Source organism: Streptomyces sp. A18, from assembly GCF_059026065.1.
On record NZ_JBWLKL010000001.1, the window covers coordinates 25261 to 49234 of the forward strand.

At 67.0% G+C, this 23974-nt stretch carries 21 protein-coding genes; 20 read left to right on the forward strand and 1 reads right to left on the reverse strand.

Annotation, left to right across the window (positions count from 1 at the left end):
* Positions 1-83 precede the first annotated feature (83 nt).
* The 7 genes from AC5P1C_RS00155 to AC5P1C_RS00185 all read left to right on the forward strand — a co-directional run bounded on the left by AC5P1C_RS00155 (position 84) and on the right by AC5P1C_RS00185 (position 10796).
* On the forward strand, positions 84-581 hold the full coding sequence (locus tag AC5P1C_RS00155) for a phage tail tube protein (RefSeq protein ID WP_493863539.1): 498 nt from the start codon (positions 84-86) through the stop codon (positions 579-581).
* Positions 581-1174, forward strand: coding sequence for a hypothetical protein (locus AC5P1C_RS00160; RefSeq protein WP_493863540.1), 594 nt, complete (start codon positions 581-583; stop codon positions 1172-1174). Before AC5P1C_RS00155 ends, AC5P1C_RS00160 begins: the two co-directional genes overlap by 1 nt.
* Before the next feature lie 392 nt (positions 1175-1566).
* Positions 1567-6534 (forward strand): phage tail tape measure protein, encoded by a 4968-nt coding sequence (locus tag AC5P1C_RS00165; protein WP_493863541.1) that lies wholly within the window; start codon positions 1567-1569, stop codon positions 6532-6534.
* The gene (locus AC5P1C_RS00170; protein WP_493863542.1) at positions 6531-7442 is read left to right on the forward strand and encodes a phage tail family protein; all 912 of its coding nucleotides are present in this window, start codon (positions 6531-6533) and stop codon (positions 7440-7442) included. Before AC5P1C_RS00165 ends, AC5P1C_RS00170 begins: the two co-directional genes overlap by 4 nt.
* A complete protein-coding gene (locus AC5P1C_RS00175; protein WP_493863543.1) occupies positions 7439-8371 on the forward strand; it encodes a hypothetical protein in 933 nt (310 codons plus the stop codon). Before AC5P1C_RS00170 ends, AC5P1C_RS00175 begins: the two co-directional genes overlap by 4 nt.
* Positions 8372-8392: 21 nt before the next feature.
* Complete coding sequence (locus tag AC5P1C_RS00180; protein WP_493863544.1) at positions 8393-9469, forward strand: hypothetical protein; 1077 nt, start codon at positions 8393-8395, stop codon at positions 9467-9469.
* A gap of 16 nt (positions 9470-9485) precedes the next feature.
* Complete coding sequence (locus AC5P1C_RS00185) at positions 9486-10796, forward strand: phage tail protein (RefSeq protein ID WP_493863545.1); 1311 nt, start codon at positions 9486-9488, stop codon at positions 10794-10796.
* 240 nt (positions 10797-11036) lie between these two features.
* Here AC5P1C_RS00185 and AC5P1C_RS00190 read toward each other — a convergent pair whose 3' ends face one another.
* A complete protein-coding gene (locus AC5P1C_RS00190) occupies positions 11037-11837 on the reverse strand; it encodes an SAM-dependent methyltransferase (protein WP_493863546.1) in 801 nt (266 codons plus the stop codon).
* Positions 11838-12659: 822 nt separating this feature from the next.
* On the opposite strand from AC5P1C_RS00190, the gene AC5P1C_RS00195 reads away from it, so the two are divergent.
* From AC5P1C_RS00195 to AC5P1C_RS00255, 13 genes are all read left to right on the forward strand, one after another.
* On the forward strand, positions 12660-14576 hold the full coding sequence (locus AC5P1C_RS00195; protein ID WP_493863547.1) for a hypothetical protein: 1917 nt from the start codon (positions 12660-12662) through the stop codon (positions 14574-14576).
* A gap of 73 nt (positions 14577-14649) precedes the next feature.
* Positions 14650-15282 (forward strand): DUF6461 domain-containing protein, encoded by a 633-nt coding sequence (locus tag AC5P1C_RS00200; protein WP_493863548.1) that lies wholly within the window; start codon positions 14650-14652, stop codon positions 15280-15282.
* 217 nt (positions 15283-15499) lie between these two features.
* Positions 15500-15859, forward strand: a complete 360-nt coding sequence (locus tag AC5P1C_RS00205) for a hypothetical protein (RefSeq protein ID WP_493863549.1) — start codon at positions 15500-15502, stop codon at positions 15857-15859.
* A gap of 58 nt (positions 15860-15917) precedes the next feature.
* Positions 15918-16964, forward strand: coding sequence for a LysM peptidoglycan-binding domain-containing protein (locus AC5P1C_RS00210; RefSeq protein ID WP_493863550.1), 1047 nt, complete (start codon positions 15918-15920; stop codon positions 16962-16964).
* 3 nt (positions 16965-16967) lie between these two features.
* Positions 16968-17183 (forward strand): hypothetical protein, encoded by a 216-nt coding sequence (locus tag AC5P1C_RS00215; protein WP_493863551.1) that lies wholly within the window; start codon positions 16968-16970, stop codon positions 17181-17183.
* 425 nt (positions 17184-17608) lie between these two features.
* On the forward strand, positions 17609-18214 hold the full coding sequence (locus AC5P1C_RS00220; protein ID WP_493863552.1) for a hypothetical protein: 606 nt from the start codon (positions 17609-17611) through the stop codon (positions 18212-18214).
* A gap of 297 nt (positions 18215-18511) precedes the next feature.
* Positions 18512-18853, forward strand: coding sequence for a hypothetical protein (locus AC5P1C_RS00225; protein WP_493863553.1), 342 nt, complete (start codon positions 18512-18514; stop codon positions 18851-18853).
* A 41-nt stretch (positions 18854-18894) separates the two neighbouring features.
* Positions 18895-20004 carry an AAA family ATPase gene (locus AC5P1C_RS00230; RefSeq protein ID WP_493863554.1) on the forward strand — a complete coding sequence of 370 codons (1110 nt, stop codon included), beginning with the start codon at positions 18895-18897 and terminating at the stop codon, positions 20002-20004.
* A 70-nt stretch (positions 20005-20074) separates the two neighbouring features.
* Entirely contained in the window at positions 20075-21220 is a 1146-nt protein-coding gene (locus AC5P1C_RS00235; RefSeq protein ID WP_493863555.1) for a PD-(D/E)XK nuclease family protein, read from the forward strand.
* Positions 21221-21309: 89 nt separating this feature from the next.
* A complete protein-coding gene (locus AC5P1C_RS00240; protein ID WP_493863556.1) occupies positions 21310-22140 on the forward strand; it encodes a hypothetical protein in 831 nt (276 codons plus the stop codon).
* A 226-nt stretch (positions 22141-22366) separates the two neighbouring features.
* The gene (locus AC5P1C_RS00245; protein ID WP_493863557.1) at positions 22367-22780 is read left to right on the forward strand and encodes a hypothetical protein; all 414 of its coding nucleotides are present in this window, start codon (positions 22367-22369) and stop codon (positions 22778-22780) included.
* Positions 22777-23295 carry a hypothetical protein gene (locus tag AC5P1C_RS00250; protein ID WP_493863558.1) on the forward strand — a complete coding sequence of 173 codons (519 nt, stop codon included), beginning with the start codon at positions 22777-22779 and terminating at the stop codon, positions 23293-23295. The genes AC5P1C_RS00245 and AC5P1C_RS00250 overlap by 4 nt, the downstream gene beginning before the upstream one ends.
* Before the next feature lie 31 nt (positions 23296-23326).
* Positions 23327-23785, forward strand: a complete 459-nt coding sequence (locus AC5P1C_RS00255; protein WP_493863559.1) for a hypothetical protein — start codon at positions 23327-23329, stop codon at positions 23783-23785.
* Positions 23786-23974 lie beyond the last annotated feature (189 nt).

A 23974-nucleotide genomic window follows, 5' to 3' on the forward strand; every position in this document is an offset into this window, starting at 1 on the left:
GATGGGCCGGTTCCCGACACATCGTCGAGGGACGGGGCCTCCTACGAAGTGCGGCTGCCGTCCCTGGAATCGGACAGCAGACCTTGCAGGTAAAGAAGTTTTCCCGGCGCGGAGTGACCCGCGTGCTGTGGCTCAAGACCATCGCCGACGCAGGCCATATACCCACCCGGGCCGAGCTGACCGCCGGCACCGACCTCACTGATGTGATCGCCGCGATCGACGGCTGGACGCTGCAGAACCAGGCCATCGAAACCCCGGACTTGGGCTCGACGTTCGAGTCGAAGATCCCCGGCACCGACCAGGCTGACGACTCCTCGCTCGGGTTCTACGAGGACAAGGTGTCGGACGAGATCGAGCAGCTGCTCAAGAAGGACGACACTGGCTGCGTCGTCTTCCTCCGCAAGGGCGACGTCGCCGGTTCCCGGTCCATGGACGTGTTCCCCGTCCGCATCGGTTCGCGGTCGCCGAACTATTCGACGGACAACGAGGCCGCCAAGTTCACCGTGAACTTCTCGATCACGGAGAAGCCGACCCAGGACGCCGCCGTCCCGGCCGGTACGCAGCCGAAGGTCGAGAAGTGATGCCGGTGCCCACCACAACCGACACCGCTCCCGCTCCGCCCTCGGCGGCTGTGGCCCGTGACGCCCATTGGGCCCGCAAGCTGGCCCGTCTGCGTGCCCGCCAGCTGCCTGAGTACACGCTGGTGATCTGCGACGACCAGGATGCGAAGGGGCACCTGGACGAGAGGCTGCGGGACCTTGCTCGCTGCCGGATGACAGATGCGGAGCACGGCCGCGACTACAGCGATGCGACCCGGAAGGCGGAGGAGGAGGTCGAGGTTGCGCAGGAGTTCTTCGACAACGTCTCTACCTCTCTGACGTTCAAGGCGCTGCCGCGCCCGATCCTGGATGGGCTGATCAAGCGGTTCCCGCCGACCGAGGCCCAGGCCGAGGACGGGGATGCCTGGAACCCGGAGACGTTCCCGGCCGCGCTCATCGCCGCCGCGCACATCGAACGCGATGATCACGGCGGCACCGTGGAGGGCATGAGCGAGGACGACGCCCAGGACCTTCTCGACTCCTGGCCGGTCGCCGAGTCCAACGCCCTGTTCGCTGCAGCGTGGCAGGCACAGCAGATTGTGCGCACGTCGACGGTGGAACTGGGAAAAGGCTGATCACGGACGCACAGCTCCGCACTGAGCTGGAGCTGTGCGACCGCTGGGGTATCCCTCACTCTCAGTTCCTCGGCGCTGGTGACGGCCGCTGGACCGAGACCGACCGTGCGAAGGCGCTGGCGTACACGGCCTACCAGCGGATGGTGTGCGATCAGTGCGGGACCCGGGCCACGGAGTGGGACGATGCCGCCGACGGTGACCGGTTCGCGTACGTCACCACGTCGGTACGCTGCCTGGGGTGCGAGCTGATCGCACACGAGCAGGACCAGGTGCCGGACGGCCCGGACGGATATGGCGTGCGGATCGGCTTGGTGCCGCGAACCTAGCCCGGGCGGTGGGCGTTTGAGGGTGGGGTGAGAGACAAGGGGCGTGGGGAGTAAGGGCACCGACAGGTGTCGTCGTACACGCTCAGCGTCCAGGCGCGAGCGGACTTTGCCCACCTCCTGTCGGAGATCCGGCAGGCCTCCCGCGCCATGCGGGGGCTCGGACGCGACACCACCGCTCTCAACCGGCAGCTCAACCAGATCGGCTCCGGTGCACGCGGCTCCGGTTCCGGGCTGCGCACTCTGGGGCGGCATGCTGATGGTGCCCGTGCCGGGCTGCGCCGCATGGGCGCGGACGGCCACGCCTCAATGCGGCAGCTGCGCCATGGGCTGCTCGGCGCCCGACAAGAAGCCCACCACCTGCACGGCCTCCTGGTCGGTGGCGGCATCGTCGCCGGCATCGCGGAGATCGCAAAGGAAGGCAACGAGTACCAGCGCGCCATCAACAAGTGGGGCGCGGTCACCAACGCCAACGGTCAGGAGATGGTGCAGGCCGCGGCGAAGGCCCGCGAGCTCGGCGCCGACCTCAAGCTCCCCGGTACGTCCGCCAGCAAGGCGGCGGACGCGATGCTGGAGTTGGCCAAGGCGGGTCAGACCTCCACCTCGTCCGTCACGAACGCACGGGCGGCCATGCAGTTGGCTGCGGCCGACAACCTGTCGGCCGCCGATGCCGCCCGGTATTTGGGCGACGTCATGGACCAGTTCGGGCTCAGCTCGAACAATGCAGGCCGGGCCGCTGACGTTCTCGCCGCGTCGGCGAACGCCGCCTCGGGCGGTTTGCAGGACATCTATTACGCGATGTCTTACACCGGGCCTGTTGCCGCCCAGTTGGGCGTTTCGATCGAGGACACGTCGGCGGCGGTGGCGATGCTGGCCCGCTCGGGCATCCTCGGCTCCAAAGCAGGCACGTCCCTGCGCGGGATGCTCACCAACCTGGCGCGGCCTACCGCCCGGATGAAGCACGGCCTCGCGGAGCTCGGCATCGAAGCCTGGGATGCGCAGGGCAACTTCAAGGGCCTGCGCACGATCATCGACGGGTTCGAGCAGGCCCAACACCGGATGTCCCAGAAGGACTTCCTCGGCTCCCTCGCCGACGTGGTCGGCAAGCCCGCCCTGGCTGGGGCTTCGGCGCTGGCGCATCAGGGTGTCGAGTCTTTCGATCAGATGTACACGGCGATCGCCCGCACTGGCGCCGCCGGGGAGATTGCTGCCTCTCAGACCAAGGGCCTGGCCGGTGCGGTCACTCAGCTCAAGACACAGGCGAAGAACACCGGGCAGGTCCTGTACACGGCGGCTGCGCCCGGGTTGGAGAAGGTCACGCGGCTGATGACCGCGGGCATGGCCACGGCCACCCCGGCTGTGGCGGGCGCGCTCGACTACGTCCACGACCTGTACACCCTGGCCAAGCCCTCCATCTCCAAGACCGTCTCAGCGGGGCTCGATGAGGTGGGTGATGCGCTCGGCGGTCTGGGCGGGCCGTTGGGCGACCTCGCGTTCGATACCGCCGCCGCGGGCGTGAACGTCTTCGTCAACGGCGGCCGGGCCGTCCTCGACATCCTGCGCAACGTGGTCTCGGCGGCGTCCCCGGTAGCCGACGCCATCGGTGAGGTGGCGGAGGAAGCCGACGCTGGAGGTACGGCGCTCGACATCATCGTCACCGCCCTCAACCTGGTGTCCGCGGGCGCGAGTGCCGCCTCGACGGTGCTCATACCGATCGGGCACATCGTGGCGGGTCTGGTGCGCGGCTTCTCCGCTCTGCCGGGTCCGGTGCAGACGGCGATCATCGCGATGCTGCTGGCCCGCCGTGTGGCCCCCATGATGCAGCGGCTCGGCCAGACTGTGTCCGGGCCGGTTGTTGGGGCGTACCGGTCGCTCGGGGATCAGATGCGGCAGCAGCAGCACCTTGCTGCTGGGCAGGGACAGTCGATCGGCCGAATCGGCCAGGCCCTCGCGGTGATGCAAACCCGCATCCCGGTGGTGGGGCAGATGGCCAGCGCGTTCCGCAACGCGTCCGGTCCGATCACCGGTGTGGCACGGGCAATCGGTGCCGGAGTCGGTGGTGCGGCCCGCGGGTTGATGGGCGCCCTCGGCGGTCCGTGGGGTGTGGCACTGGCCGCCGCAGGCGTGGGTCTGTCCTTGCTGGCCTCCCACCAGCAGAAAGCCGCCCAAGCAGCCGCTGAGCATCAGTCGCGGATCAGCAGCCTCACTCAGGCGTTGCGCGAGTCCAACGGCGCCGTGACCGACAACGTCCGTACTGCGGCTGCCCAGTCGCTGATGGACACCAAGGTCCTGGACGGCAAGGAGCGCCTGGTCGACGTCATGTCGAAGGCGGGTGTGCCGGTCAAGGACCTCACTGACGCCTACCTCAGCCAGGGCGACGGGCTTGGCAAGCTCCAAAAGCACATGGAGGACGTCGCCGCGATCAACCTGAAGCCGGTGCGCGGCGGCGGCGTCATGTACAACGACGTTGGCCAGCGCGCGCATGACGCTGCTGAGGCTCTTGGGTCCGTCAAGGGCGAGATGTCCCAGGCAGTGAAGGACGCCAGGGATCTCGCTGGCGTGAATGGTGCCGCGGGCCGGTCCGCAGCGGACGCGGTGGGCCCCTTTGGGAAGTTCTCCGACGCCATGCGCCGACTGTCCGATACGACAGCAGATGCGGACTCCCGGGCCCGCGCGTTGCACGACGCTTTGGACATTTTGGCGGGCGGCTCGGTGAATCTGTCCGCGGCCGAGGCCCGGTTGAACAGGTCGGTGTCCGATGCCTCCGAGGCGTTGAAGGGCGGTGTCGACAACGCGCAGGGCTATGGCAAGTCGCTGCTGAACATGGATGGTTCGCTCTCCACCGTCACCCGCAACGGGCAGAAGCTGTACGACCTGCTCCAGGGCCTGTCGACGAACTCGGCGGACGCTGCGCTCGCCGCCTATCAGTACGCGGAGGCGAACGGGAAGTCCGTTCCGGAGGCGCTGGAAGCGGCGCAGAAGCAGATGCAGACTGCCCGCAACTCGGCGATTGCCACCGCTGAGGGCTACGGGCTGGGCGCTGAGGCGGCCGCGAAGCTCGCCGACAATGCCGGGCTGGTGCCGGAGAAGGTGTCGATCCTGCTGCAGACGGCTGGCATGGACGAGTCGATGGCCGAGCTCATCGCGGTTCAGCAGGCGCTGAAGGCCACACCGGGGCAGAAGACGGTCACGATCGCCACGCTGTCGAACGATGCCCGTGCGGACCTGGAGAAGCTCGGCTTCAAGATCAAGGACCTGAAGGACCGTCGGGTGGAGGTGACCGCTCCGACCGATCTGGCGCGAACGGATCTGGACGCGCTGATCGCGAAGATCGCGCAGACTCCGGGCGGCAAGCACGTCGACGTCAGCTCGTCGACTGCGGGCACGATCAGCAGCCTGGAGGCGGTCAAGCAAAAGATCGCGGGGGTGCCGGGCGGCAAGACGGTCACCATGCGAGCCCCTACCGGAGCAGCGCGCCAGCAGCTCGAAGCCCTGGGCTTCAAGATCGCGGCCGTGCCAGGCAGCAAGAACGTGACGATCACCGTGCCCACGGGGGCCGCTACGGGCAACGTGGCAACGATCCAGGGCGCCATCAACAGCCTGCGCGGCAAGACCATCGGCATCGGCGTCTACCGCACCGAGTACATCAACACCGTCCACCAGCAGGGCGGCAACTACGGGCCCTACAAGGACGGTTACCGGCTGGGCAAGAAGGACGGCGGCATTGTCACCTACGCCGACGGTGGTGTCCGCAAGGAGAACCACATCGCGCAGATCGCGCGCGGTGGCGAATGGCGGGTGTGGGCGGAGGACGAGACTCAGGGGGAGGCTTACCTCCCTTTGGCGCCCAGTAAGCGGTCCCGGTCCAAGCTCATCCTGAACGAGGTGGCGCGGCGGTTCGGCGGCCAGGTCGTGTACAACGCCAACGGCGGGCTGTCCGACTGGTCGTATCAGCCGCTGGGCTCCTCCGGTCTGACGGTCTCCGATGTCATCTCCAAGTCGCAGCGCAAGGGCAAGGGCGGCACCGAGCACTTCGACCTGCGCCTGTTCGAGAAGAACCTTCGCCGCTCGGTGCGTGCGGCCCAGTCCTGGCGAAGTGACCTGGCGACGGTGGCTCGGCGGGCGGGCACGGATGTCGCCAAGGCCCTGGAGGAGATGGGCGAGGACGGTATCTCGCTGACGCGGAAGATGGCGCGCGGCTCCAACAAGTACGTGAAGTCGATGGCCGCGCAGCTCACCAAGCTCGCGGGCACCGCGCGGGCGGCGTTGAGCGATTACACCGGCCAGTTGAACAACGCCGTCAAGAACAACAACGCGTTCCAGAGGAACCTGACGACGCTCGCCTCGCGCGGGTACACGGCGCTGGCGCAGCGGCTTGCCGAGCAGGGTGATGAGAACGCGGAGGCGCTGGCCGCGCAGGCGGTGAAGGACCGCAAGAAGGCCAAGCAGGCGAACACAGCGGGGAAGAAGGCCCGGAGCGCCCTGGATGGTGACCAGCTCGCGGACCTAGTGAAGATGGTTGGCGCGCTGTCGAAGAGCGCGGGCATCCACTCCGTGGCGGAGGCAACGGGGCTGGCTGAGGACCGCGTCATCGAGATCGGGAACCTCGCAAAGAGTCAGATAAAGAAAACGGGCAAAGCCGACCGGTTCCTGTCCGATCTGGTGAAGGCGAACACCGGTCGCGCGTATGCGGACGGCGGGATCTGGGAGCCGGGCGTCTACTCGTCGAAGCGGGGGCTGATCAAGTTCGCGGAGCCGGAGACCGGTTCCGAGTCTTACATTCCGCACGCGGCTGCGAAACGTAGCCGGGCAACAGCGGTGCTCGCAGAGACGGCTGACCAGTTCGGCTACGGGCTGGCCCCACGCCGTCTGGTCGATGCGCAGGCCGGGCGCGGGCGGGTTGTGGTGGTGCACCAGGCGCCAGCGATCGGGCAGCAGACCATTCACGTCTCCCGTGCGGCCGCGAGCGCCGACGACATCGCGGCGACGGTCGCCTATCAGATGCGCCGGGCTCGTCGTGGTGGTGTCCTGCGATGACCGAGCTCACCGACTTCCAATTGGAGATCGCAGGAGTGCGGCTCGGCCATGGCACGAACGTACCGATCGCACAGATCGAGGGCCTGGCCCGGCCCGCGGTGCGCGGTGAGGTGGTGGAGCAGCCGAACGCGGATGGCGCCTGGATCGGCCCGGACTGGTACGAGGCGCGCACGCTGCGCATCGACTGCGCGGTGAAGACCCCGGGAGACCCGGCTGCGGCCGCTCGCATCGTCGCTGCGCTTGAGGAAGCCGCGGACAGCCCGCGTGTGCGCACGGTGGGTGGGGCGGTGCTGCCGTTGCGGATAAAGTGGCCGGGTGCCCCGGTGCGGGTGCTGTTCGGACGGCTACGGAAGGTGGACGCGTCGTGGGAGCAGGCCGTGTTCGGGTGGGTGCCGCTCGACCTCGAGTTCACCGCTCCTGACACGCGCTATTACGCGGACGTCGAGCAGCGGCTGGAGCTGCGGTTGGGCTGGCTGTCCGGTGGCGGTTTCACTGCCCCGGTGCAGGCCCCGATCCACGTCAGTGACGGTGATCTGTCGGGGCAGAATCGGCCCGGCTGGGTCACCAACAGCGGCACGATCGACGCCTACCCGGTGCTCAAGGTGTACGGGCCGTGCGCGAACCCGGTGATCACGCACGTAGAGACGGGACGCCGTATCGATCTCGGCGTCACTGTGCCCGCGGGTGAGTACGTCTCGGTCGATACCCGGCCCGGGCAGCGCACGGTGACGCGCAAGGGCGGCGGCACGGTCGCCACGACGCCCCCGCTCGGTCAGTTGCGGCTGCCGCCTGGTCGCTCCGAGGTCCGCTGGACCGCTTCTGATCCGACTGCGTCCGCCCGGCTGACCGTGGCCTGGCGGGATGCGTTCAAGACCCTCGTGAACCCGAAGGAGAACCTCGTTCGATGACGCTCGCTCAGGCCCCGCTGCTCGTGAACGGTGCCACCCACTCAGCTCAGACGTTCCGGCAGATGATCAAGGACCTGTCACACGGTTCGGAAGGCGTCACCGAGGCGACCGACCTGAAGGTGGCGCCGCTGGCTGTGCCGGGCGGTGGTGTGCAGATCGGTGACGGGTCTGCCGTGATTCGCGGCAAGGCGTCGGCTTGGCAGGGCTCGTACACGGCGTACAACATCGGGTCCGCGACGGTGGATATCGCGCCGACGGGTGCTGCGCCGCGCTCGGATCTGATCGTGCTGCGCGTGCAGGACCCGGAGTTCGAGGGCGGCCTGGATCCGGCGAAGGACGCGGTCAACTTCTTCGATGTCATCCCCAACGTGTCCTCCACGGCCATCGCGGTGCCGAAGGGCGTGACGGGGGTGCCGCTGGCCCGTATCGATCTGCCCGCGAGCACGGGGACGGTCACGGCGGGGATGATCCGCGATGTGCGGCGGGTGGCGAACCCTCGAAGGGAACGCACCCTTCACACGGCGTATCCGACGAAGCTGACGAAGGCGTGGAAGGACGACGACACGTGGCATGACTGGCCGCCCGAGGCCCGCTGGCAGATACCGGTGCCGACGTGGGCGACGAAGCTGATCGTCACCATCACCGTCGCGGGTCTGCGGATGGACTTCGACTCGCTGTACGGGAAGCTCCAGCTCGTGTTCGGCACGGTTCACGGCCAGGACACGGTCGTGGACGACAACCAGGGCAAGGTTGTTCGCCGGCAGACGACGGTGGTCGCGGACACCCTCGCGCTCCCCGCCTCGTACCGGGGCACCACGCAGGTGCTGTACATGCAGGCGAAGATGGCGAAGGACTGGAAGGGTGATCTGAGCGTCGACGGCGGCACGTCGATCATCGCTGATGTCGAGTTCACCGAGGGCCCGGTGTAACAGGCGGTGGCGTACAGGTATTTGACGCAGCACGCTCTGACCGGCGAGTGGCTGTCCCACGACCTACCTCTTCGCGGGGTGGAGTTCGGCCCGGATCTGAATGGGCCCGGACATCTGCGGGGCGCTCTGTCACCGCGTCTGGCGTGGTCACATCCGGGGCTGACGGATCCGGGCAACACGCTGCTGTATGCCGAGTCGGGCGGGCGGATCAGGTGGGGCGGCATCATCTGGCAGACCGAGCCGGACGGCGGCACGATGCAGGTCGAGGCCGCGGGGTGGTCGTCGTACCTTCAGTACCGGCATGACCTGGACGGCGAGCTGGGCGGCCGCGGCCCGTACGTGAACGCCGACCCGTGCCGGGTGATGCGCGACATCGTCACCTACGCGCAGTCGGTCCCGGACGGCAGCCTCGGCATCACCGTGGACGACACGACGTCGACGGCGAAGGTGGGCAGTCCGGCGGAGCCGTGGCATTCACGCTGGTGGGAGACACCGGTGCTCGGCGACCTCTTCGACGACCTGATCAAGGCCCCTGACGCGCCGGACTACACGTGCACCACCTGGTGGGGCAAGGACCGGCGCCCAGTGCGGCGGATCCAGATCGGCTACCCGCGTCTGGGAGCACGCCGCAGCGACATCGCGTTCAGCTCGGACACCAACATCGTCGGCCACACGCCGGTCACCTACAGCGCGGACGAGTACGCGCAGGTCGTGATCGCCACCGGGGCGGGTGAGGGGCGCTCGCAGCAGCGGGCCGTCGACGCGGTGCGCAACAAGCGGCTGCGCCTGGAGCACGTCCTGGAGCTGCCGGAGGTGCGCGGCCGTGACGCGCTCGCGCAGCGGGCCAGGCGGGAGCGGGCCTGGCGCCAGAGCCTTGGTCACGTCGGGGAGATCACCGTCCGCGACCATCCCGCAGCGCCCATCGGGTCGTGGCAGGTCGGTGATGACGTGCAGGTGGCGGTGCGGGACGAGTGGGCGAACTGGTCGGGCTGGTGCCGCATCACCGGCTACACGATCCGGCCCGACACGGATGCCGGCATGACCGCTCAGCTTCAGCTCGAACCGGCCGGCGCCCACCAGTACGCCACCGCCGCCTGAACCCGAAGGAACCATCGTGCGTAACGACATCGGCGCCCGCCTGGCCCGCCTGGAAAAGCTCGTGCAGACCATGATCCGAGCGCCCAAGCTGGTCAACGCCAGCCTGGAGAACGGTGCGGTCGACGTGTACGACGAGAACGGCTCGCTGCGCGCGGTCATCGGCCAACAGCCGGATGGCACCAGCGGCGTCACTGCCATCAACGGCCCCCGACCTCCCATGCCCTCACCGGCCGTGGTGGAGCCAGTCCTCGGTGGTGTGCGCATCACCTGGGACGGGGCTTTCGCCGACGGCCAGCCAGCGCCGTTGGATCTGTCCCGCGTCCAAGTGCACGTGTTGTCATCACCGACCGGGCGACCGGATCTGCGGTGGCCGACCACGACGATCGAGGCCGCCTCCGGGGCCTCGGTGACAGTCGCGGTCAACCACTACGGGCCCGTGTGGGTACGCCTGATCGCCGTGAACACATCCGGCATACCCAGCCCGCCGTCCGAGGCGGTAGAGGCGGCGGCACGCCGGGCCGCATCCGAGGACCTGGGCCAAGGGGTAGTCCGGCGCGATCACGTCGCGGCCGCAGCGATCACTGCGGACTTGCTGGACGCGGACGCGATCAACGGCAAGATCATCACAGGCGCCACCGTTCAGACCGCCGCCGAGGGCCCACGCGTCGTCCTCAACGCGGCCCGGCTGCGTGCGATCGGCACGAACGGCTCGGCGATCGGCATGGAACCCAACGACGCCTACCCATACATCTATTGGTCGTCCGTCGACGGTTCGAACCAGGCCTACATCAACGTCAGCGGTTCCAGCTCTTCGGACGCCAACATCGGCATCAACTCCGGAACGTTCACCGACGCGGACGACAGCGGCACCTACCGGTGGCGTGCCTTCTTCGGGAACGACTTCTTCACCGCGGAACGCATCACCGCCAAGGGAAGCAAACCCGTTGGAGGGCGGCTCTTCCTCAGCAAGAGCTCCGCTCATCTTCAGGCCGGGCCGGGCGGGGGCAACCTGTCGCTGACCCCAGGCGCCGCGTCCCTGTCCGCGCCGTCGATACGGGCGGCCGGCGTGCTGCGAGCGGACAACGTTTCCGTCGGCATGGCCACCATCACGCCCGTGGCCAACAAGCCCACGTCCATCACACTCACCGGGGGAAACATCAAGGGCAAGAACTTCCACGCCTTCGTCACCCCCAACACCTCAGTGCCCGGCGAGAAGGTCGTGGGCGTCGGTGTCACGGCTGTTTCATCAAGCGGTCTGACCATCTGGGTGCACCGCACCAACACCACACAGACCCTCGTGCACTGGATGATCATTGGAGAGGACTGAACCGACCATGGACGACCCGACCCCGGTCACCATGACCGCCACCTGCCACACCCCCGGATGTCCCGTAGCGGGACGACAGTTCACAGCGCCGTTCTACGCGAACCCCGAGCCGCCCACCTTCCGGGGCAGTTGCACGCGCTGCGGCCAGGCTCTCACTGACGTCGTGCCCGTCCACTCCCCCACCGCGTAGAACAGTGACCTTGGCCGGCAGCGGTCGCTTGTGGTGTTCACGGGGGCGTTTCAGCTGGTCTTGCGTGCCACACCGCCGTAGATGCCAACCTCTGCGGATCCTGACGGTGGCGTGGTGTCCGGATGCCAGAACGGCACCTGCGTCAGACCGGGCTCGACGAGTTCGAGGCCGTCGAAGAAACGCATGACCTCAGTGCGGGGCCGCAGGTTCAACGTCGCGGTGGCCTGGTTGTAGACGGCCTCGGCGTCACTGCGGTCAGCGAAGTCGCTCGTGGCGTGCGAGAGCACCAGGAAACTCCCGGCTGGCAGCGCGTCGAGGAGGGTGGCCACGATCTGCGCAGGCTTCTCCGCGTCGGTGAGGAAATGGACGATCGCGACCAGGAACAGGGCGACCGGTTCGTCGAAGTCAATGACCCGGCGTACATCGGGATGGTCCACGATGGCTTGCGGGTCGCGCAGATCGGCGAGCACGGTACTGGTCGCACCGGCGTCGCTCAGCAGTGCGTTGGCGTGGGTGTTCACGATCGGGTCGTTGTCTATGTAGGCAACCCGTACGTCCGGCGCTAGCGTCTGCGCAGTCTGGTGCACGTTGGGAACGGTGGGTAGCCCGGTGCCGATGTCGATGATCTGGCGGATGCCGTTGCTGACGACGTAGCGAACAGCGCGGCTAAGGAACTCCCGGTTGGATTGGACGCCGACCCTCACCTCGGGCGCAGCAGCAGCAAGTTCGTCGCCAGCTTTACGGTCTACCTCGTAGTTGTCCTTGCCGCCCAGCAGGTAGTCGTAGACCCGCGCTGGATGCGGCCTGCTGGTGTCGATCTCCTCGGCACTGAAGCCGCCTTCCTGCCTCACACTGCGCTCCTCTCGAACACCGCCACAGCCATCTCGCCCGTGCACGAATGACGACAGCCTCCCATACCAACATCCCTACGACGAGGCGCTGTTGTTGGCAGAGCCGGAGGGAGGGCCGGAGCGCACGGCCGTCGGCTTGCGTGATCGACGTACAGAGCGTGAATACCTCCACCAGCGTTCCCGCCGTCGCCAGTTCAAGACAAGGGCAGCATGCGGAGCGTCGTGGTCGACGCGATCGGCCTGCTGCTGACGGTGCTGTTTAACGCGGCCAGCGGCCAGGACTCCGTGGCCGGCATCCCACTGCTCGACCAGGTCGCCGTCGAGCATCCCTGCATCCGCAAGGTTTGGGGCGATACCGCGACTCCGGCCAGCGCCTCGTCGAACACGCCGCAGCACTCGACTCGACATGGAGATTGCCCCAACGCACCCCAGGGGCCCGGGATGTCACCCCGATGTCGAGCGCCACCTGCAGGACGAGCTGCCCATGTCGCTGCGATACGTCAACTGCTACTCGTGGCACTCAGGTTGCTCCCCAGCACTGACGCAGGATTGTGATCCCCCTGCGCGCAACCGTGTCCATCATCACGTCTGCTACGGGTGGTTCACGGTGTGTGTCCTGGTTGATGGCCTTGCCGCCCCGGTGTAAGCGCCCATAGAACGTTCCAGGCGCGACAAAACACATCCGATCAGCCTTGCCCAGAAAAGGACATGTGGGCGGGGACAGAGGGGAATTTTCTCTTGTCTGGAAGATCCGGAAGAAGACGCATCCTGTCAAAACTCGCTCTTGGCGCCTGCGCGATCCTGCTCCTTGGATCCGGGAACGTGGCCACGGCAGCTGACAGCGGTGACGGCACTCCTGACTGGGACTACGCGCCGTCCTCAAGGCCTGCGGCCGGGCCGGAATCGTTGGCCAAGGCCAACAGCAACCGGCCTGTCTCGGGGAAGAACCAGAAGGCAGGCCCGCCGTCCACCAAGGACTCAGCCGGTGTCTGGCAGGTGAACCGTACCAACGTCACGCTGAGCAATACCGTCACCGACGCCGATGACGACACGGCGAACTTGACCTTCCAGGTCTACACGACCGACGCCAGCGGCAATCCGAAGACGCAGGTCCAGCTCACCGACCCCGATACCGGCAAGCCCGCCGCCTACGGCGTGGTGGTGTCCCAGTACGTAGCGTCCGGCGGCAAGGCGGAGGTGACCCTCAGGTACGGCGATCTGAAGACGAACACCACCTACGCCTTCCGCACCAGCGCATTCGACGGGACCTTGTACGAGACCGACTGGTCGTCGTGGACGAAGTTCCACACCCGCGGTCGGGCGGTGAGTATCACGGTGCCCGAGCCGGACAAGGGCGCTCCGACGCTGAACCAGGACGACTACCAAAAGCCGCAGCAGATTCCCCAGCCCGACATCGGGGCGGTCGACCCGACCGTGCCGCCCATCGGACGCAGTGCCGACGAAGGCTGGAACTGCGGCAAGGTCAACACGAAGACAGACATACAGCCGTGCTCGCGACTGGTTCCGGACACCAGCAAGCGCACCCGCGACGCCCTCACCAAGGGCGCGAATGCGGATCTGCCGCATCTGGTCGACTGGTGCAAGACCTACATCAACTCGCACATCAAGCGGTATGAGGCGTGCATATCGTCCTTCACCTTTGAGTACAAGGGCGAAGTCGTCAAGGACGGAAAGCCCACCGGCGAGATCCTGAACGCCACATGGGCTCTTGGGCAGGAAGTGAAGCTGGCGTCGAACTCGGCGACGTTCACCCAGCAGCTCATCCTCGTACCCATGGAGCTTGACGAGAAGTTCGGCTCGGTGACGCTCGACGTCCGGTTCGACTGCATGATGCCCGACAAGTGCTCGAACGGACCGCAGTCCTGGGACGGGGCTCTGACGTGGACGGGACTCGATCCGTTCTCGCACACGGCGATCGGGAAGATCGACCACACCTGGAACGCGGCGAACAGTGCCGAATTGCTGGACCTGTCGACGAAGATCAGTGCCTACGCTCCGGTGGCCAACCCGGCAGCTTCACGGTGGGAGGCCGAGGGCGCAGGGATCCGCTGCGACAAGATTTCCTCCGACACTCCGGGCTGCACGTTCCACAAGTACATCCCGACGTGGGTGATGAACTTCGACAAGGCACCGCCGGCCGTCGCACATGCCTGGCTGATCCAGTCCAAGCTGCCCACCCACCCCGGCAGCAAGGCTGCCAACAAGCCGCTGTTCTACCTGCCCGCCAAGGAGAAGAACCAGCACAAGCGCGACCCGGACGATAACCGCAAGGTGATCTGCCCCGACAGCTGGGCGGCCACGTACGGCAACCCGGATGCCACCAAGGTCACCGAGATCAGCCCCACCGACAAGGTGTCCTGTGACGAGTTCGCCTATGCCTCCACCTACAACTCCGGCGGCATGCCTACCGGTATGGGAGGCATGAACGAGGTCGACACCGGCAACGACTGCGTGCAGACCTACGCCACCCGGGTCAAGCAGGGCGAATGGCACCTGTACGACGATGTCCGCACGGCAGCTCCGACCTGGAAGGAGAAGTGCGGCCGCTCCGCCATGTCCGGCTGGATCAACTCCACGTCGATGGGTGGAGCGTTCAGCGGAGGCTTCTCGGGCAAGTACCGGCTCCTGGACCAGGACCCGTACTGGGTGGACTTCCCCCAGTTCGCGCACTGCGATGCATCCAAGATGACCGTGGCCTGTACGGTTCCCAAGCCGTAGGTTGCTGAATGCCGGCGGGGGCGCCCCCAGCCGTGGTGCCCCCCGCCGGCCGCGCATCCCCGACAGAGAGATAGTGGCTGTGCCCGACAGTATTGAGTGGATCGCCGATGCCTGGAACGCCAGGGGCCTGTACATCACCTGCGCCCGTGGCCTCAGTCCGCAGCACCTGGCTGAGCGCATGGCCGATCACGAGCCCGTAGAGGTCCGATCGGCCGCCACCCTCCAGGAAGCATCCAGCCTGGTCGACATGGCGCAGGTTTACTGCGTGGGGCGCATCGGCCAGGCCGGGGACTGGTCGTTTATCGTGGAGAGCGGAGGCAGCGAAGGCTGGGCTCTGGACCCGGTCGTGTCCCGTGGCGCCGAGGTACTGATCTTCGATCCGCGCCCGGACGACCCGCCCGCCTTCTTCAGCTACCACGCCAACGGCGAGGTACAGCTGCACTTCGAGCTGGGCGCCGGCTACGACCCCGCCGGATCCCAGCCCGATCTGCTGCGCCCCGACCTCGAAGCCGCCGGAGTCATCCCGCCACAAGACTCCATCGACGACATGCTGGGTGCGGACGAGGAACTGTCGGCACACGCACAACAACGTCAGGTGCTGGCGGTCATCGGCGAGCACTTCAGACTGTCCCTGCCGCAGCAGACTATCGAGAGCGGGCGCCTGCCCGCCGTGGTAACCCGCACCTCGCCCCCGTCCTCCTGGTAGCAGCGGCGCTCCGCAAGCAGTCGCCTAGCATCGATCGGCATTCCGCGTGGTGGTATGCATCCAGAGATACCACGCGCCACTGACAGTCCAACTGCACGCCCATCGACGTGGTTAGGTGCAGCCCTCAGGGCGACCAGCCACCAAGCCGTCCCGGACCGTCGCAGCTCTCGCACCCGTACGATCGAGGTAGGGCACGGGGCCGCCAGGAGTGATCGCGGTGTCCGTGCCGCCGAGCGCCGAGCCCACGCTGTGGGAGCTGCATCGTGCTGTCTCGCAGCTGCGCGAGGACCTTCGAGGCGACTACGCGCAGCTCGCTGCGCGCCTCGATCAGGTTGTCACCGAGGACGTGTACCGGGCCGATCAGCGCGCGGTTGATCAGCGCATCAGCCAGGTCGAGGCGGGGCTGTCCGGTCTGCGCGGCGAGCACGATCAGAGCTTGGATCGGGCCGAGCAGCAGAGGCGCGAGGACCAGACGCAGGCTGCGGCGACGAGGCGGTTGGTGATCTCTTCCTTCGTGGCCCCGTTGCTTCTCATGGCTCTGCAGCTGTGGATCGTCTCGCGAGGGGCATCGCCGTAGACCGAGGCGAGCAAGTTCACCATCAAGATCGGGCGCGGGGAGATTTCGAGCGCCGACGTTGGCAACACCTCTCAACCCTGACCGGCTCGTAGCGGCACTGCGCGCTGAAGGCGTGCACGTCGTGGAGCGTCCTGGCTGGCGGTCCCACAACCGAAACCACAAGGGGCTCTGGGGCCCAGTCCGTGGCGTGATGATCCACCACACGGTGACGTCCGGGACAAGCAACACCGTCAGTATCTGTGAACGCGGATACTCAGGGCTGCCGGGACCGCTCTGCCATGGCGTAATCGCGAAGGACGGCACCGTCTATCTGATCGGGAACGGCCGCGCCAATCATGCCGGCCGCGGGGACGGAGACGTTCTCCACGCGGTGATCGCGGAGCGCCCCCTTCCTCCGGCGAACCAGGCCGATACGGACGGCAATACGTCGTTCTACGGCTGGGAGTGCGAGAACCTCGGCGACGGCCACGACCCGTGGCCTGGAGCCCAGTTGGATGCGATCGAGCGAGTCTCCGCTGCTCTGTGCCGGGCACACGGCTGGAGCTCAGCGAGCGTGATCGGCCACCGCGAGTGGCAGCCCGGGAAGATCGACCCCAAGGGCTTCGGCATGGGCTGGCTGCGCGGCCAGGTCGCTGCTCGGTTGAAGGGTCGTCCCACGGGCGGGAAGCCCAGTGATGGTTCTGGTGGCGCGATGTACACGGTGAAGAACGGTGACGCCCTGTCCGGGATCGGTAAGCGGCTCGGCGTCAGCTGGCAGGCCATCGCGAAGGCCAACGGCATAGGCGCACCGTACGTCATCAAGGCTGGCCAGCGGCTCAAGGTCCCGGGGAAGAGCAGCGTGAAGTCGTACACGCCGCCGCCGTTCCCTGCCGGCCTCGCTCCTGGCCGCAGCTCGCCCTCGGCCAAGCATCTCCAGCAGGCGTTGAAGGACACCGGCTGGCTCGACCGCTCGGTGCCGCTCTCCGACAATTACGGCCCGCAAACCCAGAAGGGTGTCTCCGGGTTCAACCGCAAGCACAACCTCTTCAGCACCGGCCGCCCCGACGATCCTTCGCTCGGCCGCCGCGGCTGGGTCCTTCTGCACCAACTCGCCTACGGGAACTAAATCTTGAGCAACTTCATTCATGCCCACAGCACCCGCCTGTACGCCATTGCTGCGGCAGCACTCTCTCTCATCGCCTACTACGTGGAGGGGCTGCCGACCGGGTTGATCCTCGCCCTGGTGGCCGCGGTCCTTGGAACTGGCGAAGCGGTGCAGCGTATCGAGGACCGCAAGACCAGCAAGGCCCTGCAGCTCGAACCGCCCAGCACCACCACAGACTGACCCGGCGCGAGTTCGCCTCTCACGTCACACGATGTGACGCGGGAGGCGGGCCGCCCTCCCTGTCTCCATGACCAGAGCCCTCTTCCCGGTGGCGAGATCAGTGCCGACGGAGGGGGCCTTTCGTATGAGTCCAGTAGTGCACCTCTTGGGCTGCGGAACTCGGCCCACCGGCGATCTTGGAGACGTATACAACGCTGCACGAGAGAGCCCGGTCCGAGATGGCATCGCCATAGTGGTGGCACAGCCTGTAGCGGCTGGAATCGCGAAGGCCCCCGCGCACCGGGCGACGGGGGCCTTGCTACACCTCTTGGAAAGTGCAGTTCCACCCTAACAAGACCCAGGTCACGCCTCTCGGCGATCGGATCCGCGCCTACTACCATTATTCTGCTCTCTCAAGCACGTCGTAACGGAGAGAGGTGGCTGGGGTGGCGAAGCCACTGCTGTTCGGGCGCATGGAGATTGGCCGGGTCTACAACATCAAGCCCTCGGCAATCAGTAACAACTGGGTATACAAGGGCATCCTCGCCTACGAGGACGCGGTGATCGTTTCGGGTAAGCCGGTCTGGCCCGGAGGGCTCGTGGTTGCGCTGGCATTGCCGCCGGGCAGTCGTGGCCGGCAGTTGGATGAGCAGGAGCTCGTCGCGCTCGAGGAGGAGCAGAACGCTGGCGTCCGCCCGATGAAGAGGGGCGAGCTTCCGCCGCTCGTTGGCGCCCAAGAGTATGGCGAGCTGTTCGGTGTGAGCGAGTACACGGTCAGCAGCGCGGCACTCTCTGGTTCAGGTCAGATGCCGGCGCCTGACTACGAGCTGTCGGGGTCGATGGTGTGGCTTCTGGACTCAGTGCTGGCCCACGCTCCGAAGACGATGGAGATGTCCCGAAAGAAGATTTGGGTGCTGCGGGACGGGGTCGCTGCGGCGTTGAGTGGGGGCCGTTACGACGGCCCGGGTTCGTTCTTCTCGCAGCGGGGGAACAAGGCGAGGCCGCGCCCCGAGACGGACGCTGCCGCTTCGGCCGCTTCACCGAGGCGGTGACGATCGGCCGCATTGCGTGCGGGGCCGCTGACTCGTTTGCGTATCCGGTGGCCCCTCCTTCGCGATGGGGCCTGTCTTCGCAGTTCTTTCGCCCCGCTCACTGAGACCGCCTCTGCCCGGCCACTGGAACGCGTTTCGAGCAGGGTGATGTGCGGCAGCTCCTCGCTGAGCGGGCCTGAGTAGAGTTGCCTCCCCCGACAAGAAGAGTAGAATTCACCAAAGAAGGGGAGGGGTCGTGTCGACCCGATAGATGCCGTGGCGCAAGATAGGTCGCGATACAGAAATGGAGGGAGGGTCATGCTTTCTGTTCAGATGGAGCTACCCATCGCCCCGCTGCGACATCCGGAGCCCGCCAGCGACGGGGTGAGCATCCAGGAACGATTCGAAGCGTTCCACCAGCTCAACCCCTGGATCCTGGAGCAGTTGGAAGCACTGACGGCCGACTGCGCCGAGCGAGGCCTGCGCCGCATCGGCATCGGGATGCTGTTCGAGGTCCTGCGCTGGCAGTACGGGCGGGCGACACGGGGCGAGCCGTTCAAGCTCAACAACGACTTCCGCTCTCGCTACGTCCGCAGGCTGGTCGACCGGCGCCCGGAGTGGTCAGCCCTGTTCGAGACCAGGGAGCTCCGCACCCCTTGAGATAGGTCGCGATAAATTTTCAATCCCTCTTGGAGAAGTGCATGTCCCACCCCATACCGAAGCTCCGCACCCGCAAGCCCACCGGCGTCATTCCCTGGCCGATCATCCTGATCGAAGGCGAGGAGAAGAGCGGAAAATCGCACCAGGCTGCGGCGTTCACCGGCTCGGAACGGACCGGGCAGGCGTACTGGCTGGGGCTCGGCGAAGACACCGCCGACGAGTACGCGAACGTGCCTGGCGCGGACTACCTGCTCATCGAGCACAACGGCAGCTACCGCGACATCCTCGGCCAGGTCGAGGCCGTGCACGCCGAGGCCAAGCGCGCGGCCTCCGCGAAGGAAAAGCCGGTCGTCCTGGTCATCGACTCCGTGTCGATGCTGTGGCGGATGCTCGTGAACTGGACCAATGAGCGGGCACACCGCACGCCGAAGAACCAGGCGAAGCTGCGCCAGGACCCGGACGCCGACATCAAGCCGTCCATGAACCTGTGGAACGACGCGGCTGAACGGTGGGCGAAGGTCATGTACCTGGTGCGCACGATGCCCGGGATCGTGATTCTGCTGGCGCGTGGCAAGGAAGTCTCGGCCGTCGACGGCAACGGCGATCCGATCCCACGCACGAAGGACTGGCGGGTGGAGGCGCACAGGTCGCTCGCCTTCGACGCGACGGTGTGGGTGCGTCTGCGCCGCGACGAGCAGCCTCCGCAGATCGTCGGCGCCCGCTCCCTCAAGTTCGAGGTGCCGCGCAGCGGAACACCGAAGACGGTGCCGGACTTCTCCATCGAGAAGCTGGTGTTCGGCCTCATGGGCTGCTCAATCCACAACCAGCCCAAGACCGCCCCAGAGCTGACCGGGGATCTGGCGCAGCTGTGGCTGCCAAAGGTCCGCAAGGCAGCTGAGCAGGGCGTGGACGACCTCAAGAAGCTGTGGCGCCAGGTCGAGGCGGACGAGGAACTGAGCCGCGATGAGGTGCTGGTGGTGCGGGCCGCCATCGAGCGCAAGGCCGCCGAACTGAAGAACCCGAAGAAGTTCAGCGACCCCACCAGCGACGACGTGACGCGCCTGCGGGCCGCTGCGGCTGAACAGCAGGACCAGGACGCCGAGGCCCCGGGCGACTCCGAGGAGTTGCCGCCCGACGAGTTCGCCGCCTGACCTTCCGCTCACTTCCCGCCGGGGCCCGCTGTGATGGGCTGGGCCCCGGCACGCCCTCTTGGAGCATGCTGTGACCGCCAGCACGACCAGTGCACCGGCATCCCTGTCGATCTGGGATGCCGCCCATGCCGCCGACGCGCGCCGTCCGCGATCCGTCCAGACCCAGCTCGGCGCGTCGGACACCATCTGTTCACGCAGGGCCGGATACATCCTGGCCGGCGCCGATCGCTCGAATGCTGGGGACAAGCGTGCCGCGATCCTCGGCACGTACATCCACAAGGGGCTGCTTGAGGACGCCCGTCGCGAGTACGGGTGGCTCATCGAACGCACCGTCGCCGATGGGACGCTGCGCGGACACATCGACGTCGTCCAACTCGATGCTGCCACCGCGGCGCGGCTACCCAAGCGGCACCGGCCAGTCCGACCTGCCGAGGCCGTGACGGTTGAGGACGTGAAGACGAAGTCGAGCCGTGTCTGGGACCGGGTCGTGAGGTTCGGTCCGACGGCCGCGGAGATGCGCCAGGTCCTGTTGTACGCCGATCTGTTGCGCACGGCCGGGTTCACGGACGTGCCCGGCCAGCGGTATCTGCACCGGCTCGGGCCGATCGACGTGCAGCGCATCCGGTTCAGGTTCGTGTGCCGCGATACGGGCGAGGAGGACATCCAGACGTTCGCCTTCGATGAGTGGCTGGCCGTGGAGGCCCGTTGGTGGGTGGACCGCGTCTTGGAGGCGGACTCTCCGCAGGAACTGCGCCGCGACCATGACGGTCCCGGATTGTCCGTGATCTGCGACAACTGCCCGTTCGTTGACGCCTGCTGGCCGGGTGTGGCGCCGGGGCAGCCTGCGCAGACGATTCTCATCCACGACGACGAGGACCGGGCCAAGGCGCTCGCCGACTACGTGCGGGCGCATGAGCGGTACCGGGAGGCCAAGGGCGTGAAGGAGAGGGCCCGGGCGATGCTCGACAACTCGCCGGAAGGCAACTACGGGGACAACCACCTGGGGTGGGGTGGCGGCAACGACAAGGAAGAGACGGACGTCCCGGCGATGGTCGAGCAGTTGGAGGACGCCGACCTGGTCGTGCCGATGGTCCCGGACGAGAAGGCCATGATCCAGATTTTGCGCCGCGCCGGCATGGTCGTGCCCCGGCGCAAGGCTGCCGGTCAGAAGACCGCCCGCACCATCAAGGTGAGCCGGGCCCGTAAGACCGCCTGACGGCCTCTGTGGCGGCCCCGCACGGACGGTGCGGGTCAGCCCCTCCCTCTTGATCTTTTCGAAGCTCTACTGCCCTGGAGGCATGCTCCGTGTCGATTCTGCGCCGCCACCTCAGCACGGGGTTCACAGTGCTGCCGACGGCCACCCTCGAAGATTCGCGCCTGTCGTTTCGGGCGCGGGGCATCCTCGCCTATCTGATCGCGAAGCCGGATTCATGGAAAGTGCGCACGGAGTCGATCGCCCAGGCAGGCCGGGAGGGGCGCGATGCCGTCCGGGATGCGGTGAAGGAACTCAAGGTACTCGGCTACTACCGGGTGAATAACGAACGGCTCGACAACGGGCACATCGTCAGCGTCACGGAGGTGTACGACATGGCGCAGGAGTGGGTGGGGCAGGAGTACGCGGACAAGGAAGCGCGCCGAATCGCTCGCAAGCTGGGCCGGAAGCTGGAGCAAGAGGACCAGGCGGCGACCGAAGACGGCTTTCCAGGCGTCGGTTCACCAGTCACCGGTTCACCGGTCGCCGGTGGTTCAGGCGGCATAGGAAGTAACCAGAGCAAGTACCCAGAGAAGGAGAACCCCCCTACCCCCGCAGCTGACGCCGCAGGGGGGCCCGATGCCGGACCAGGTTCAGCCGAGGAGGCCGCGCCGGGGTCGTGTCCTTCGCACCCGGATCGCCCGGGGCGCTCCTGCCGTGGTTGCGGTACGAGTCCGCGGCAGCAGCGGGAGTCGGAGCAACGGGCACAGAAGGAACAGTTCAAGACGGCCGAACTGGAGGCGAATGAGCGGGTGCTGAAGTCGGTACGTCGCGATCCTGGCGGGCAGGGGCTGTCTGCGGTGGCCCGTCGCAGGCTTGAGGAGATGCGCGATGTGCGCGCGGGGGCATCTGACGGTGGTCGAGAGGCTCCCGACGGCGCTTGATAGGTCGCATCTGATATTAAGGACGTTCGACGCGAGTCCGTTTGCCACCTCTGCCCGATAGAGTAGAATTGGATCAGCAGAGGAGGGCGGAAGGCACACGGGCATTGCCCTCAATCTGTCTGTTCGAGAGGGCGCGTCCACATTGGGCGCAACTCCACCCATCGATCACGACTCTCAGCGCGACGGCTAAATAGGTCGCGATATTAAAATCAAGGATCGGACTCTGATGCTGAACGTCGCCTCGAAGGTCGCTGTCATCCGTGCCGAGTACGGGCCGGAGGAGTTGGACGCCCTGGCCATCTATAGCGACGTGCACACGGCGCTCGAGTCGATCGGGCTGCATCCGTACATCGAGACCCGCGGGGGGCTGGCCGTCTGCGCGTACGCCCTGGATGGTTCGTTGGTGATCTGGGCCTGCCAGGCTGCCCTTCCGCTGGGGCGTCACATGCTGATGGGCTGGCACGTCACGCATGTCCCGGAGGACTCCAACAGCCCGTCGTGGCGCTGCGTTGTCCGGGACACGGTGCCTGCTGACCTGTGTTGTGATCCGCCGGGGGATCTACGGCTCGGTGTGATGACCGAGGCGGTCACTCGGCACTTGGCCGACTGCTCGCATGAGCCCACGGGGGCAGGGGCGTGAAGCTGTCGGACGACGACCTGCAGATGGCGGTGCGCGACTTCTTCACCCCGGCGCAGCTGCTGGAGTTCTTCGACCTACCGGACGGTGCGGCCCGCGTCGAGTGGGGTCAGCGGCAGTTCGGCGCCCGCGAGGGACGTTTCAGCGTGCGGCGCTTGGAGGGCGAGCCCGATGCCGGAGCCGCAACGGTGTGGACGCCGGCGCCTGGCGGGTTCCGGTACGAGGTCGAGACGTGGCGGGGAGTGCGTGCCGACTACGTCACGTGGCGCGAGGCGCATGTACTCATCGACCGGCGCATGACCGCAGTGCGCTACGGCGCCCTGCGCGAGGCGGTCGAAGAGGAGCGGCGACACCAGGAGGCGTACGTGCCGTGCCCGGGTCCTCACGTGACTCCCGGGGAGTGGGAGGCGAAGTTCTATCGCCGCTGGTCACGCCGGAGCTCAGCTCTCCAGCTCAAGGCCTCCGCCGCCCTGGACGCAGTGCTGCCCGCCGCCGTCGCCCACCCCTCCCTGTTCTGAATCGCCCGCCACATCAAGGAAGAACCAGCCCGTGATCACCTCCACCACCTCGACCGCCTGGACCGAACTCGCACCCTGCGCCGGCCTGGACGGCTACCTTCCCGACGATTCACTGCTGCGCAGGCCGAAACAACTCCTGGAAACCTGCGGGCCGTTGATGGAGGACTGCGCCTCGTGCCCGTTCGCTGTCCGCTGCTACGACCTTGTTCGCCCGGAAGCCAACCGGTTCGACGGGGTGTGTGCGGCACGGATATGGGTCAACGGCAAAGCCGTTGCTGCAGCCGAGGGATCACCTGGACTGCCCAAGCTGCCGACCCAGGCCGGGACATGCGGAACGAGCAGCGGGGTGGCGGGGCACCGGCGGCTCGGCGAGGCGTTGTGCGGGCTGTGCCGAGTGACGGCGCAGCGTGCCGAGGTGCGCCGTGCCGGGGCTGCGAGCATCCGCAAGCGTGCTCGGCGTGACACCGCCCTGGTTGGGGCGGCAGCATGAGGGACCCGCGGATCACGCTGGTCGCAGCCCTTCGCGAGCAGCTTCCCCACTCGAGTCCGGGCGAGTGCGTTCACCTGGCCGATGCCGTCATCCGGCAGCCCCAGGACGGTGTGCGCCTGGTGGGTGGCGAGCCGCCGAAGCCACCTTCGGGGCTGTGAGCTGGGGAAACAGGTTTGACACCCTCTCGTA